Annotated in this window: 9 protein-coding genes and 4 pseudogenes; 4 read left to right on the top strand and 9 right to left on the bottom strand. The window is 68.8% G+C overall.

Features of this window, described 5'->3' with window-relative positions; genetic code table 11:
* Window positions 1-238: 238 nt before the first annotated feature.
* Together ACFY2B_RS26620 and ACFY2B_RS26625 are read right to left on the bottom strand one after the other, a co-directional pair.
* Window positions 239-1,660: a hypothetical protein gene (locus tag ACFY2B_RS26620; protein WP_390765589.1), complete on the bottom strand. Its 1,422-nt coding sequence runs from the start codon at window positions 1,658-1,660 to the stop codon at window positions 239-241.
* 1,023 nt (window positions 1,661-2,683) lie between these two features.
* The gene (locus ACFY2B_RS26625; RefSeq protein ID WP_390765590.1) at window positions 2,684-3,193 is read right to left on the bottom strand and encodes an NUDIX hydrolase; all 510 of its coding nucleotides are present in this window, start codon (window positions 3,191-3,193) and stop codon (window positions 2,684-2,686) included.
* Window positions 3,194-3,355: 162 nt separating this feature from the next.
* Here ACFY2B_RS26625 and ACFY2B_RS26630 point away from each other — a divergent pair, with 162 nt between their 5' ends.
* Window positions 3,356-3,667, top strand: a complete 312-nt coding sequence (locus ACFY2B_RS26630; protein WP_390765591.1) for a GNAT family N-acetyltransferase — start codon at window positions 3,356-3,358, stop codon at window positions 3,665-3,667.
* Between the two features lie 120 nt (window positions 3,668-3,787).
* Here the strand turns inward: ACFY2B_RS26630 and ACFY2B_RS26635 are convergent, their stop codons facing one another.
* The gene (locus ACFY2B_RS26635) at window positions 3,788-4,876 is read right to left on the bottom strand and encodes an alcohol dehydrogenase catalytic domain-containing protein (RefSeq protein ID WP_390765592.1); all 1,089 of its coding nucleotides are present in this window, start codon (window positions 4,874-4,876) and stop codon (window positions 3,788-3,790) included.
* A 102-nt stretch (window positions 4,877-4,978) separates the two neighbouring features.
* On the opposite strand from ACFY2B_RS26635, the pseudogene ACFY2B_RS26640 reads away from it, so the two are divergent.
* Window positions 4,979-5,487 (top strand): annotated as a pseudogene (locus ACFY2B_RS26640) (LysR family transcriptional regulator).
* Between the two features lies 1 nt (window position 5,488).
* On the opposite strand, the pseudogene ACFY2B_RS26645 reads toward ACFY2B_RS26640, so the two are convergent.
* Window positions 5,489-5,839: pseudogene (locus ACFY2B_RS26645) on the bottom strand (maturase); the annotation flags it as partial.
* Window positions 5,839-6,528: pseudogene (locus ACFY2B_RS26650) on the bottom strand (IS5 family transposase); the annotation flags it as partial. The pseudogenes ACFY2B_RS26645 and ACFY2B_RS26650, both read right to left, overlap by 1 nt.
* Before the next feature lie 256 nt (window positions 6,529-6,784).
* Here ACFY2B_RS26650 and ACFY2B_RS26655 point away from each other — a divergent pair.
* Entirely contained in the window at window positions 6,785-8,056 is a 1,272-nt protein-coding gene (locus tag ACFY2B_RS26655; protein ID WP_390765593.1) for an MFS transporter, read from the top strand.
* 323 nt (window positions 8,057-8,379) lie between these two features.
* A pseudogene (locus ACFY2B_RS26660) lies at window positions 8,380-8,909 on the top strand (transposase); the annotation flags it as partial.
* Between the two features lie 22 nt (window positions 8,910-8,931).
* Here ACFY2B_RS26660 and ACFY2B_RS26665 read toward each other — a convergent pair.
* From ACFY2B_RS26665 to ACFY2B_RS26680, 4 genes are all read right to left on the bottom strand, one after another.
* Complete coding sequence (locus ACFY2B_RS26665; RefSeq protein ID WP_390765594.1) at window positions 8,932-9,756, bottom strand: SDR family oxidoreductase; 825 nt, start codon at window positions 9,754-9,756, stop codon at window positions 8,932-8,934.
* Between the two features lie 84 nt (window positions 9,757-9,840).
* Window positions 9,841-10,788, bottom strand: a complete 948-nt coding sequence (locus ACFY2B_RS26670; protein ID WP_390765595.1) for an AraC family transcriptional regulator — start codon at window positions 10,786-10,788, stop codon at window positions 9,841-9,843.
* 88 nt (window positions 10,789-10,876) lie between these two features.
* Window positions 10,877-12,400, bottom strand: a complete 1,524-nt coding sequence (locus tag ACFY2B_RS26675) for a long-chain fatty acid--CoA ligase (protein WP_390765596.1) — start codon at window positions 12,398-12,400, stop codon at window positions 10,877-10,879.
* A 74-nt stretch (window positions 12,401-12,474) separates the two neighbouring features.
* The gene (locus ACFY2B_RS26680) at window positions 12,475-13,443 is read right to left on the bottom strand and encodes a polysaccharide deacetylase family protein (protein ID WP_390765597.1); all 969 of its coding nucleotides are present in this window, start codon (window positions 13,441-13,443) and stop codon (window positions 12,475-12,477) included.
* Between the last annotated feature and the right edge of the window lie 98 nt (window positions 13,444-13,541).

A 13,541-nucleotide genomic window follows, 5' to 3' on the forward strand; every position in this document is an offset into this window, starting at 1 on the left:
AACGCGGAGAAGAGGCAGCTCCTCCGCCTCGCTCCCGCCTGCGTCACGGCGTCCGGGCACGGTCTCTGAGTCGTCCTTGCGGACCCACGTCTGCAGCGACTTCGCGGTGATCCCGAGGTCCGGGGCCACCGCCGGGTAAGTCCGCTTCCCGGCCGCGGCTCGGTAGAGGGCGACCTGCTTCGCGCTACATGAGACGATGCGGCCAACCTCGTCGGGACGGAACAGGACGGGACGGGCCTCACACGGTGAGCCTGATCGCTTCGATCCAGAGGTCGTTGTCGTGGGTTCCGGCGTAGGTGAAGTCGTATCCGGAGCCGGGTTCGTCGCACGCCAGGCCGAGCCAGTCGTCGCCGTGGACGTAGGTGGTCTGGCAGACGTTGCCGGCGCCGCTGTCGACGTTGATGGTGAACCCCAGCATGTGCGGGGCGTGCTTCTTGGTGCTGCCGAGGTAGTGGTCGAGGCCGTCGGGGACCTCCGTCCACGGCTTGGGGAAGTGCCCCTCGCCGTTGGTCGACGCGGGGTCGTAAACGTAGGCGGAGCCGGCCGTGCCCTTGGCGCCGGACACGGCGATGTTGACGGCCGTGATCATCCCCTTGCCTGGTGCGCCGGCCGTCCGGCCGTCGCACACGGGCTTTTGCCAGCCTCGCCCGGAGACGTACACGCGGTAGCAGATGTGCCGTCCCGGATCCTTCCTGGCAAGCCGATTGACGGCGGTGGCGGCGGTGTCCGGCGCGGGTTTGCTGGTGACGGTCACCGTTGCCTTCGGCGGCCGCATGGTCACGGTGGCGGTGGTGCCCTCGGTGTCCTTCGGCTTCGGTGTGGCCGCTGGGGAGGCGTGAAACGACGGCGGCTGCAGGCTCGGGGAGAGGGAGACAGTGGGCAGCGGCTTCGGGACACGGGGTGCCGAAGACTCGTTAAGTTTGTCGCTGGCGCCAGCGGCACTGTTGTCTTCCCCTCCGCCGTCCGACCCTCCGCCGAGCATCACCAGCGGCACGATGACGAGGGCGGCCACCCCGAGTGCGACCGGCCCGACGACCAGGGGCCGGTGAAGCAGACCGGGGCCCCGATACTCGTCGTCCGACTGCCGTGGCGCCGCGCCCGCGCTGGCGTCCTTGGAGCGGCGAGGCAGCGACAGGGAAGGGACACGGGAGGAGAACGAGGGGAGCGAGGGCTGAGGCAGCGAAGGCCGCGACTCGTTGAGGTCGTCGTCAGGGCTGTCGGCGATGTCGTCGGGGTCGACGATGTCGTCGGGGCTGCCGTCGAGATCGGCCTCGAACGGGGCACCGAAGCCGGAAGGCCCGGCTTCACCGGTCTGTCCGTCCGGCTCATGGGGCTCTGCCCACCCGGTGGCCTCCTCGGCCGTCTCCGCCGGTGGCGGCGATGGCGGTGCCACCGGCGGCGACGGCTCGGCCGGCTCCTCCTCCAGCCTGCTCGAACCGTCAGGGGCGACCTCGACGAACGTCACGTGCTCGGCAGCGGGATCGGAAATGGCCGCAACGACAGGGGAGTTGCGCTCGAGTGCGTGCCGGTGCAGCGTGTCGAGGACCGCCTCGTCGACGGACTGCCCTCTCACCGCCTGCACGGGAACCCCGTCGATGGAGGCGGAGCCGTCGGCGTCTATGAACACCGCGAACCTCGGCGACGGCACGGAAGCTTCCACGGATGGCTCCTGCTCGCTCATGTCCACAGACTCCCCGGGCGCGCAGCGGGCTGGCCCCGCCGCGGTGAGGTCGTCCGTACTTCGTCCGGGCTCATGCATTTCCTTCCTTGCGTTGCGGCTGTGAGCTACAACGGGGGGCGGTGGAACAAGGTTCAATGGCCGTGTGGGGGCGGGGCGATGTCGCCCCGGGGCCGGTCACCGGCGTGGAGGAGAGTGTGGCCGTGTCTGCACCGCGGCGGCGGAGCGGGTGCCCTCCCGGGGTTTACGCGGGGCGCGTCTCGCCTCACGCTGACGTTGGTTGTCAGCGCCCGCCTGTCTGAGACCAGCGGGTTCAGCGGGGCGGCGTGGGCGTCGGGGCCTGAGGTGGTCGGGGTGGAAAGGTTCTGTGCCGCCACCATTTGCTGGCGCTCATCCAGAGGCGTAGGGGGATGGGCGGTGATCCCCGAGAAGTCCCTCACTGTGAAGGAGTGCTGGGCATTGCCGGGAAACCAAGGGTTCGAGGGAGGGAGGTCCAGACGGAAATCCACAGCCTTGGGCTCAGGGGTTGGACAGTCCTGCCGCTGCGTTTCCTTGCCAGACGATATGGATGTGGTGGGCAGTTCGACGTCGACCACCGTACCCGTGTCATCGAATGCCTCTTCGACTCTCCCGGCACGGCTGTCGTCGTGCGTGTGGTTTGACGAGGGTTCTGCGCTCTTGGGCTCGGTCCTTGGGAGCAGTTCCCCGACCACCGGCAGCTTTCCCTTTGCGTACGCCGCCCGAGGCTCCGGGGCATTCGAGATTCGTTCCAGGGTGGCGTGCAGGACTTGCTGGAGTTCCGGGATCGAGAAGTCGGCCACCTTACCGACGCACGGTGGAAGGCTATCGAGCCCGCCGGGTGGGGACCCCACGGGATACCCATCCGCACCTGTGCGACGACTGCAAGCAGCAAGCCGTCACCGCCGGACGCGAAGCCGATCAGGCCGGGGACGAGCCGAACAGCAGTCCCTGGGCTGAGGGGCCCGGCCGAAGAGGCGAGAAAGGTCAGGACTGCGCGGTCCGGAACGCGAGATACCGGCTGAAGGCTTCGTGGCTGTCGGGAGTGAAGCGCCACTCCAACAGGGCCGAGTGAAGTTCCGACTCGGTCAGCCAGCCATGCCAGGCGACCTCATCGGGATCGGGGGCCACAGCGTCTGGGACCACGGCTTCGTGCACGCCGAGCCAGTGAGGGCTCAAGCCACTGCGGTTGATGAACGTGAACAGCAGGCGCGGCAGGCCACGAATGCCCAGCTCTTCGGCCAACTCCCGTGCGGCAGCCTGTTCATAGGATTCGCCGACATCCACGGCGCCACCGACCACGACCTCATAGAGCCCGGGAAAGCGCGACAGCTGCTCCGACCGCCGATGGACGAGGATCCGGCCACGCTCATCACGGCACACCGTCGAGGCGATTCGATGCAGCCAACCCTCCCGGATGGCCTGCCGACGGGTGACCACCCCCAGGACACGATCTTGGCAATCGACACGCTCCACCAGTTCATCCACGGAGCACACCCTGGCAGAACCCACTGACAACGCCGTTTCTCGGCGAGCCGTTCTCGGAACCCGATAACATTCTGGTGCGATGTGCCGGTTTGATGCGCCTCGCTGAGAGCCTGGCAATGATGCGCGGCCACCGGGCGCCGTCCTTCGGCAAGGTGGCCCTGATCGACGGGAGTGGCACGTCACGTTCGGTCACGTGCGAGCAGGCAGCACTCGCCTTCGCGCTGCGCTGCCTCGCCGAGCCGACCGAGCGCGTCGCTGGACCACGCTCAGGGGCATGGACTCGGGGGCCACATGATGACCGAGTTTCTCACCTGGGCAGGACCTGCACGTATCCGCCTGGGGGTCGCCGACTACAACGAACGTGCAGTCCGGTTCTACCAACGCCACGGCTTTGAGATCACAGGCGAGCGCTACCTCTGGCGAGGGAGGCTGCCAACCCTGCCTATGACCCGCGAGGCCCCATCAGCCGCCGACTGCAGCTGAGCATAGGCATCAGGCCGTGCCCGGTCACGGCACCGCTGTCATTTCTGATAGCAGCGGCAGTACGGCGGCCTCGTGAGGGCGGGGGGCGTGGCGCTGACATGTGGGGATCAGCCGGTCTTGTCAGCGAGCCGGTGGGGTGAGGGTGGTGCGGTCGAACGGGCCACCATGTGAGGCGGCGTACGTGACGGCGTCGTTGACGGCGTTGAGGCCGAACGACCGGACCCGTTCGGGGGAGAGGTCCAGGGTGCGCGAGGCCAGGAGCCGGATGATACCGACGTTCGCTGTACGCGGGTACATCCACTGGCCTCGCACGGTGATCGAGTTGCGCATGATCCATGGGTACGGGAGTGCGAGGTCGTCGCCACCGAGCATGCCGACGCCGCCCATGAGAACGACGCGGCCGTATTCGCGCACGGTCATGGCTGCCATGCGCGCTGCCGAGCTGGGTGCGCTCGGCGGTAGCAGGTCGATCACCATGTCGATCGGGCCGTCGGCCGCCGCGGACATCGCCGCGCGGTCGCCGGCCGCGTCCCCGGTGAGCGGGACCGGGCGCACGAGCGGACCGAACCGGTCGGCGAGGAGGTCGAGCGCGGCCCGGTTGCGGCCCGGGGCGACCACGCGGCCCGCCCCCATGGCGAGCGCTACCGCGACCGCACTGCTGCCGAGGTTGCCGGTGGCCCCGCTGACGAGCAGCGTCTCACCGGCTGCGAGCCCGCCGGCCAGCAGCCCGCCATAAGGGATGACGTGCACGCCGAGCGCGGCCCAGCGGGCCGGATCGTCCCCCGCCGCTGCGGGGAGCGGGAAGACGTTCTCCGTCGGGATCCGCATGAGCTCGGCGAACGATCCGTCGTGCAGGTACCGGGCGAGGCGCGCGCCGCCCTCGCCGCGGGAGCTCCAGCCCTGGAGCGTGATGTCAGGCGTCAGGGCGTCGTCCCGCGAGCGCACCGTCGAGTCGCACCACACCAGGTCGCCGGAGCGTAGCCGGGTGGAGTCCGGGCCCACGTGGACGACCCGTCCCACGCCGCCGATCCCAGGCACGACGGGAGGGACCAGGGGGTAATTCCGCTCGCCGCTGAAGACCTCGGCCGCGTAGGGCGCCACGCTGGCGGCGAGGACCTCGACCACCACCTCGCCGCCGCCGGCCTCGGGGTCGGGGACCTCCCGCACCGTGAGCGGGGCACCGAACTGCGTCAGAACTGCTGCTCGCACGTGATGACCTCCGTGTTCGTCCGTGTTCGTCGGGATCGACACTAGGAACCCGGCCGGCATGCGGGAAGCGACGATTAGGCATCTGTGGTATGCGTATGCCGCATGGACATCTCCAGCACAGGCCTACGGGTCCTGCGGCAGATCGCCGAGTCCGGCAGCTTCACCGCAGCAGCCACCCGGCTCGGCTACACCCAGTCGGCGGTCTCACGCCAGGCCGCCTCCCTCGAACGATGCGCGGGCACAGCCTTGTTCGAACGCCGCCCCGACGGAGTGCGGCTCACCCCCGCGGGTCTGACTCTGTTGCGCCACGCTCGCACGATCCTGGACTGTCGAACGCCGAGCCACTGCTCGGCGTCTGGCCCGGCCTGCCCGGACGGCCGGACATCGTTCACTGCGCGCGCGACTGGCTGACGAAGCTTCAGCTGGTCGCCGGTGGCTTCGGGGTGACAACGGTGCCCTCGAAGCTCTCGCCGGTGCTGCCGCCCGGGGTGAGCCTGCTGCACGTCGAAGGCGCACCTCCCGAGATCCGCCGGGTTCTCGTGGCGCGACTTCCCGGCCGCCCCACCCCGGCGATCACGGCCGTCACCCGAGCAATTGCCTCGACCACCTGATACGTGCCGACCCGGTCCGGGCGTGCGTGATGAGTGAATTCTCCGGCGACAGTTCCAGTTTGAGATCTTCCCGCAGGAACTGTGCCAGGCGCTCTTTGATTTCTTCGGCTTCTGCCTTTGGTCCGGCAAACCCGAGGAGGGTGTCACCGGCATAGCGTGCGTACCTCAGCCGCCGGCAGCCAGGATCCTGAGTATCCATGCTGGGCATGCTGTGGAGTTGCTTGCGCAGTTCCCGCACTTTGGCGTGGTCACCGCGCTTGCGGGCGCTTGCCATTGCCGCCCATACGCGGTGAAAGGCGCGGTTCGGCTTCCTGGCTTTTCCGGGTGTACCCGGGATAAGAACCTTCTCGATTCGACCACCCACCGGTGGACGCCCAGTCCCGAGCCGTGGTCGGTGCCGCGGCGGGCGATGGAGGGGGTGATCCCGAGGGCCCGTACCTGCTTGCGGTACTTGTCGTGGTCGTAGCCGCGGTCGGCGTAGAGCGTGACCGGTCGCTGGCGGGGCCGTCCCCGCCGGCCGCGTACGGGCGGGACGGCCTGGAGGAGGGGGACGAGCTGGGTGACGTCGCCCGCGGTTTCCGCCGGTCAGCGATACCGCCGGCGGGATGCCGTGCCCTTCGGTGATCAGATGGTGCCTGGAGCCTGTCCGGGCACGGTCGACGGGGCTCGGTCCGGTTTTGGGCCGCCCTTCATGGCCCGCACGTGGGAGCCGTCGATCACCGCCCTCGACCAGTCCAGCGCACCAGCCGCGTTCAGTTCAGCCAGGAGCGATTCGTGCAGACGCTGCCACACGCCGGCGTCGTTCCAGTCACGCAGGCGCCGCCAGCAGGTCATGCCGGAACCGAAGCCCAGCTCCTGCGGCAGGAACTCCCACGGAATGCCCGTGTACAGCACGAACAGGATCCCCGACAGCACCTTCCGGTCGTCCAGACGCCTGCGTCCCGGGTGATCTGTGCGACGCGGCACGACCGGCAACAACGGCTCGATCCGCGCCCACAGCTCATCGGGGACGATCCACGGAGGCCGCTCACCCCTTCTCATGTGCAGGCTAACAAGCCATCAGACACCAACACTCCAAGGCGAGTTCCAGTATTCTGTCAGGAGTTCTAAGCCTTGATTGGTGTGGCCGACCTGGCGGCCCGCTCGCGGTCTCAAGATCCCGTACATGGTCCGCAACGACTGGCAGAGCCGAGGTCCTGGCCATGGCCACCGCCCTGACCTGCTACAAGAAGCTCGCGGAACATGCCACGTGAGACAATCTCTAATAATCAAGGGAGTCACCAGGGGAGCTCGCAGCATGACCGGCACCACGGAGGCCCTTGGCCGGTCGGCTGCAGTCGACGACGCAGCACGAAGCATCACGCGCCCGTTCTACGTATACGCCGTGCTCGCCAACTCGCTGTTGCAGCGTGGCGTATTCGTCCTCTTCCTTCAGCAGCGAGGCTTCTCCGCCGGGCAAGTGGCCCTACTTCAGACACTGCTCTACCTGGTCAGCGGACTTGCGGAGTTGCCGACGGGAGTCATCGCCGACCGAATCGGCAGGCGTGCCAGCATCGTGATCGGCCAGGTGCTGATAGCTGGATGTCTGCTCGGTCAGGTGACGCTCTCCAACTACTGGGTGTTTCTGACGCTGTTCATCGGGCAGGGCGTGGGCATGGCATGTGTGTCCGGTTCGGACACCGCCCTGCTGTACGACCTGCTCGTGCGTCGTGGTGCAACGGCCAGCTACGTCAAGATCAATTCCCGGTTCACCATGCTCGGGACGGTCACCTCGGGAGCCGCCATCGTCCTCGGCGGCCAACTGCAACAGATTTCCTGGGGAATCGTCTACGTCGGTTCGGCGGCGTGCCTCGTCCTGGCCGTGGTGGTGCTGATGTCACGGGTGCCCGAGATCCGCGGCGCGGACGCGGTGGACGAGCAGGACGGAGCCGAGGAGGAGCACGGCGACGCCACAGCATGGCGGGCGATGCTTCGGGTCGCCACGCCGGCGCTCGTGACGCTTGTCGTGGCGTCCGGATTGATGCATGCGACTTTGACGCCGTACATCATTTTTACGCAGAAGACCCTCTCCGATCAGGGAGCGGGCACCGCATTGGTCAGCGTGGTCATATCGGCGGGATTCCTCGCCGGCGGACTCACTCCCTTGCTGTCGGACCGCGCGAACGGGCGCATCGGGTATCGGGCCATCATCCCGGTGTCTCTCCTGACGCTCGCCGTGTCACTCGGCCTGAGCGGCCTCGGCCTTGTCTGGGTCACCATCGCCGCGTTCCTGGCCCTGGTCGGAATTCCCGAGATCACCGCCGTGCTCGTGGACAACGTGTTCAACGAGGCAGTGCCGTCGCGCCACCGGGCGAGCCTGCTGTCGATGATCACATTCGTGGAGTCAGCGCTCATCGGCACCGGCTATCTCGTCCTCGGCGCGCTCATGGACGGGCTGGGCTCCAGTGTGGGCATGGCCACCTACGCCGCGGTCCCCCTGCTGGCATGTCTCCTGTGGCTCCCGGTGCTCTTCCGAGGGGCACGGGTGACCACCGAGATCGAGAAGCCCGCCGACCAAAAGGCATCCTGAAACAGACCATCTCGATCAACGCCCCTGCCCGATGGCGGAGGCGTTGCTCGTTGACATGTCGCTCCCAGCGGCGACGGAGCTGTCTTGGGGCCCGCGGAGTCGAAGTGATGGAGGGGCCCGGTGCCCGGACTGCTCGCCGACGGCGGTGCACTCCGCGGGGTAGAGCTCGCCGACGGGCGGACACTTCAGGCAGCAGGGGTGTTCCTCCTCCCGAGGAGGATCCCGAACGGTGGTGTCCTGGAAGGGCTTTGCTGCGAGAGGGACGAGCAGGGCTTCCTGCGCACCGGCCCCGCCGGCACATCAGCCGCCCCGGTCTCTGGGCCATCGACGTGCAGAGCGTGAAGACCTCCACCAGCGTTCCCGCCACGAGTCAGGGTACGGATGCGGGCAAGAAGATCGTGGGCCGGAAGCGGAGCATCGTGACCGACACGGTCGGCCTCCTCCTGGCGGTGCTGGTCACCACGGCCGGTGTCCAGGACTCCGTGGCCGGCCATCAACTGCTCGACCGGGTCCCCGCCGGCCATCCCGGCATCCGCAAGGTGTGGGTCGACGGCGGCTACCGGCAACACTTGGTCGAGCATGCCGCCACTCTCGGCATCGACAGGCAAATCGTCACCCGCACCCCTGGGACCAGGGGATTCACCCCGATAGCGAAACGGTGGGCGGTGGCACGGACCTACGGTTGGCTGATGCTCCACCGCTGCCTGGCCCGCGACTATGAGACCTCCCGCGCCGCTCCGAAGCCATGATCCACCTGGCCATGACCGACTTGATGGCCCGCCGCCTCACCGGCGAAGCCACCATCTCCCGGCGCGACCCGACACCACCGGATCAAATCCGCATCACGGGATGAAACAACGGGAGAAAACGACCTCTCAGCCCGAGCACCCCGTGATTCCCCCGTCGAGGGGGATGACCGCGGCAGTGACGTAGGCGCCGGCCCGCGAGGCGAGGAACCGCACGGCACCGACGATGTCCCCGGCGAGCCCGTACCGGCCCAGCGGAACCCGGGCCAGCAACTCGTTCTCGACGCCCTGGTCGGCTGCCACGTGGCCGAGCATGTCGGTCAGGAAAGGCCCTGGGGCGATCGCGTTCACGGTGATGTGCTCCGCCGCCAGCCGTTTGGCGAGATGCCTGGTCAGCATGTGCAGCCCTGCCTTGCCGGCGCTGTAGGAGTAGTTCTCCCACAGGGGGGCGTTGATCCCGTCGACGCTGCCGATATTGATGACGCGGGCGGGGTGGTCGGCCCGCCCTGCTCGTCGCAGCAGCGGCAGAATCCCGACGGTGAGGTCGAAGGGAGCGATGAGGTTGGTGCCGAGTACCTTCGTCCAGCCCGCTGTGGGGAACGCCTCCAGCGGGGCGCCCCAGGTCGTCCCCGCGTTGTTGACCAGGATGTCCACGCTGTCGTGGTGCTCGGCGAGCCAGGCCGCGAGCCGTTGACAGCCCTCCGGGGAGGAGAGGTCGGCCGGTACGGCTGTGCAGTGGCCCCGGGCCCCGGAGGCGTTGATCGCCTCTGCCGCGGCACGGCACTGATCGGCCTTCCTGCTCGCGATGACCACCTGTGCGCCGTCCCATGCGAGGCCTCGCGCGATCATGGCTCCGATCCCGCGGGAGCCGCCGGTCACCACCGCCGTCCGGCCGTGCACGGAGAACAGATCGGCGTCGTCGGGTCCTGATTGTGATAGCAGTGTCGGTTCCATGCCGGTGACGCTAGTGCCGCGGCAGGGCAGTGGCTTGGGCTGCCGCGCAGCGGGCTTGCCCGGCGCGCGCATGGCCGCGCCGCCTCAGGAAGCCAGGCCGCTCCGGGCGCGAGTGTCGGAGGGCCGCTCCCCGAATGCGCGTCGGTAGGCGTTGCTGAAGGTGCTCAGGTCGCCGAAGCCGGAGGAGTAGGCCACGGCGGTGATGCTCTGGTGGCGCCGGCCAGGGTCCTGCAACCGCAGCCGTGCCAGCGCGAGCCGTTCCTCGCGGATCAGCTCCGAGATCGTCGTCCCGGCCCGCTGGAGCTGGGCCTGGATGTGGCGCAGGGACCAGCCCAGCCGGGCCGCTATGAGGGCGCCGGTGAGACCGGGGTCGTGGGCGTTGGCCCGGACGAATCTCCGGATCGCGGTGACCAGCTCTTCCTGGACGGCCGCGGACAGCGCGGAGGGCCCTGCGTTGCAGGCCAGGGCCAGGACATCGACGACGCGGTCAGCGACGGCGTCGAATGCGACGGCGTCGACCGCGCCCCGCTGCCGACGCAGGCTGCGCAGCATGTCGACGGCGATGCGGCCGAGACCGGAGCCCGCGTCGAGGACGGCGCCCGCACGCGGGGGCCGCGTCAGCCGGGCCTCCAGCAACTCCCCTGGGATGACGAAGGCCATCGAGGAGAACCGATCGCCGTGGCGCAGGTCCAGCGCGCGGTCCAGGGACGCCAGCGTCATGGTCGACGGGCGGACGTCGACCGTGGTGTCCTCCTGCCGGATGGTGAGGACGCCCCTCACGGGTACCAGGAGCTCGTAGGCGCCATGGGGATGGCGGCGGATGTCCGCCTCACGCCGGGAGATGCGCTCCTCGTCGCCCCACCAGCGGACCAACTGGTAGAAGGTGGAGCGTTGATGCTCGATCCTGCCCCGGTAGTCGTCCCGGAGTGCGAACGTCATCGGAGAGTGAATGGCGCAGACCAGGTCGCGCCACCACGCGCCGCGCTCCCCTGGCGCGTACTCGTCGCTGCTCAGCTTCTCGACGGCGTACATGGTTCAACTTCCTCACCGCAGGCCGCGCTGCCTCGCGAATTGGCGGCGGACATTACGCCACTCCTGCCGACCGGTCAATGCCCCGGGCTCAGCGCAGCTCCCGCTTCAGGATCTTGCCGGTGGCGTTCACGGGCAGGGTCTCGCGGAACTCCACGAGACGTGGACACTTGTAGACGGCCAGGCGCTCCCGGCACCAGGCGATCAGCTCAGGCTCGGAGACTGTGCTGCCCGGTTGCCGGATGACGTACGCCTTGACCTCCTCCCCCACCCGGTCGTCCGGCACTCCCACCACCGCGACCAGGCTCACCGAGGGATGGGTCATGAGGGCTTCCTCGACCTCCCGCGGGTACACGTTGAATCCGCCCCGCACGATCAGGTCCTTGGCCCGGTCGACGATGAAGTAGTAGCCGTCCTCGTCACGGGTGGCGATGTCGCCGGTGCGGAACCATCCGTCACGTAGCACCTCCGCCGTGGCCTCCGGGCGGCCCAGGTAGCCCTTCATGACGTTGTGGCCACGCACCGCGATCTCGCCGGGTTGTCCCTCGGCGGCTTCGCTCCAGTCCGGGGCGATCAGCTTGACCTCCACACCCCAGACGGGCAGCCCGATCGAACCCGGCTTGCTCGGCCGGTCGAGGCGGTTGAAGGCGACCGTCGGGCTGGTCTCGGACAGGCCGTAGCCCTCCCGGATGCCCAGGCCGAACACGTCGCGGAACTGGGAGAGAGTCTCGACGGACAGTGCCGCCCCGCCCGAGACCGCGACCCGCAGCGTGGCGGCGAGGCATGAGGCGGGGTCGTTCGAGCCGGCTGAGGCCAGGAGAGCCCAGTACATCGTCGGCACACCGGCGAAGAAGGTCACGTGGTGCTCGGACATCAGCTCCAGCGCGGTCCGCCCGTCGAACCGGGGCATCAGCACCAGCGTTGACCCGACGGCGAAGCCCGCGTTGAGCTGCACGGTCTGCCCGAAGGAGTGGAACAGCGGCAGGGGCACCAGGTGCACGTCGTCCTGGCGAGCCTCGAATAGCGGGTGCGTGGCGAGGGCGTTCATCACGACGTTCGCGTGCGACAGTTCGGCGCCCTTCGGCCTGCCCGTCGTACCGCTCGTGTACAGGATCACCGCCGTGTCGGTGGCCTCGGTGGGGACGAGCACGTCATCGGTCGGCCGGTCCCGCAGGGCCTCGGTGAGTGTGGGCAGGCCCGGCGGGACGGCCGCCCCGGTGCTGTCGATCGCGAAGAGGAACGCGCAGGACGCGGAGTCCTCGAAGCCACGCCATGCCTCGTCGTCCGGGGAGCCGATCAGGCAGAAGTAGGCCCGTGCCCCGGAGTCCCGGAGGTGGTAGGCGACCTCGCCGCGCTTCAGCATGGTGTTGAGCGGCACGACCACGGCGCCGGCCTTGAGGATGCCGAAGTACACCGCCGGGAATTCGAGCACGTTCGGGCAGGTGAGGGCGACGCGATCGCCGGGTCGGAGGCCCTTGTCCAGCAGCAGGTGTGCCACCTGGTTGGCGGCCTCGTCCACCTCGCGGTAGGTCATCGAGCGCTCCCCTTCGATGACCGCTTCCTTGCCGGGCAGACGGCGTGCGCTGTCGGTGAGCATCAGGGACAGGTTGAGCATGGGCGTGCGTCCTCCTGCGGAACGGTGCGGGCGGGGCGGGTCATTGCCTGGGGTCGGTCGTCGTCCGGGGCCGCTCAGTCCCACTCCCACTGGTACTCGGCGCCCAACTGCCGGGCGAGCGGCTTGAGCACGCTCTCCTCCAAGACCCCGATCGTGTCGACGCCGGGCATCGGAGATGCGGCCATCACCTCCCCGAGCACCTCGGGCGCGAGTTCGGGCGTCGGCTCCCCGGCGGCGAGCGCGTACCGCTGGAGGTGGTTGCGGAACCGCCGGTCGCACGGTGGCATGCCGAAGTTCGCCGAGTGCCGCATCGCTTCGTCCAGCGGGATGAACTCGACATTCCGATCGGTGAAGGCGTCCAGGATGTCCCCCAGGGCATCGGCCGCGATCGGGCTGCCGTGGATCAGCCAGATGTAAGGGAAATCCGCGCCGAACAGCCTACGCGCGGACACGGCGTGCGCGGTCAGCATGTCGACGGCGGATGAGACGTAGGTGTCCCGCAGCCGCTTCCGTGCCGCGGCGTCGCCGTTGGTGAGGGCCCGGTAGTAGGGCACGATCCAGGCGAAGTCGCTGAACCACGCGGTGATCGGCGCGTTCCGGTACCCGTGGTCCTTGAGGTACTCCTCCACCTGGCCGCGCTTGCTCTCGGACCCGGAGGACATGTCCATCGGGTACCGGAAGTACCGCTGCGGCGCGGACTCGATGAGCCGGCCGATGCGGCGCTCGGCGCGCGCGATGTCCGCGCAGAAGTCCTCGGCCGGCATCCACCGCAGCGGGGCGTGGTGGTGCGTGTGGTTGCCGAGGTGGTGCCCGGCCTCCACCCACGCCTCGAACGCCGCGATCAGGGCCGGATCCCGCTCGACCGGATAGGTGTGCGCGAACGCGTAGGTGCGCGGCACACCGTGCTCGGTCAGCGTCCGTGCCAGCGAGCGGGTGATGTCCACAGGCGAGGAGCCGGCCGGCAGGGGAACGCCGTCCCAGAGAACGAGGTCGTCGACCGTGACGGCGACCTTGACCGGGCCGGCGGGAGAGATGTCGCTCATGAGCACTCCGTTGTGTCTCCGTTGTGTGAGCGCGGCCGTCACACTCCGACGGCCGAACGCCCCGACCGTAGGAACGCGTCACCGGTCACGTCTTGGCC

Origin of the sequence: Streptomyces sp. NPDC001270 (assembly GCF_042896695.1) — a bacterium.
Taxonomy (GTDB): Bacteria; Actinomycetota; Actinomycetes; order Streptomycetales; family Streptomycetaceae; genus Streptomyces.

Coding starts and splice junctions, on each gene's coding strand:
- ACFY2B_RS26655 (WP_390765593.1), top strand. CDS start 6,785: ATGACCGGCACCACGGAGGCCCTTGGCCGGTCGGCTGCAGTCGACGAC.
- ACFY2B_RS26665 (WP_390765594.1), bottom strand. CDS start 9,756: ATGGAACCGACACTGCTATCACAATCAGGACCCGACGACGCCGATCTG.
- ACFY2B_RS26670 (WP_390765595.1), bottom strand. CDS start 10,788: ATGTACGCCGTCGAGAAGCTGAGCAGCGACGAGTACGCGCCAGGGGAG.
- ACFY2B_RS26675 (WP_390765596.1), bottom strand. CDS start 12,400: ATGCTCAACCTGTCCCTGATGCTCACCGACAGCGCACGCCGTCTGCCC.
- ACFY2B_RS26680 (WP_390765597.1), bottom strand. CDS start 13,443: ATGAGCGACATCTCTCCCGCCGGCCCGGTCAAGGTCGCCGTCACGGTC.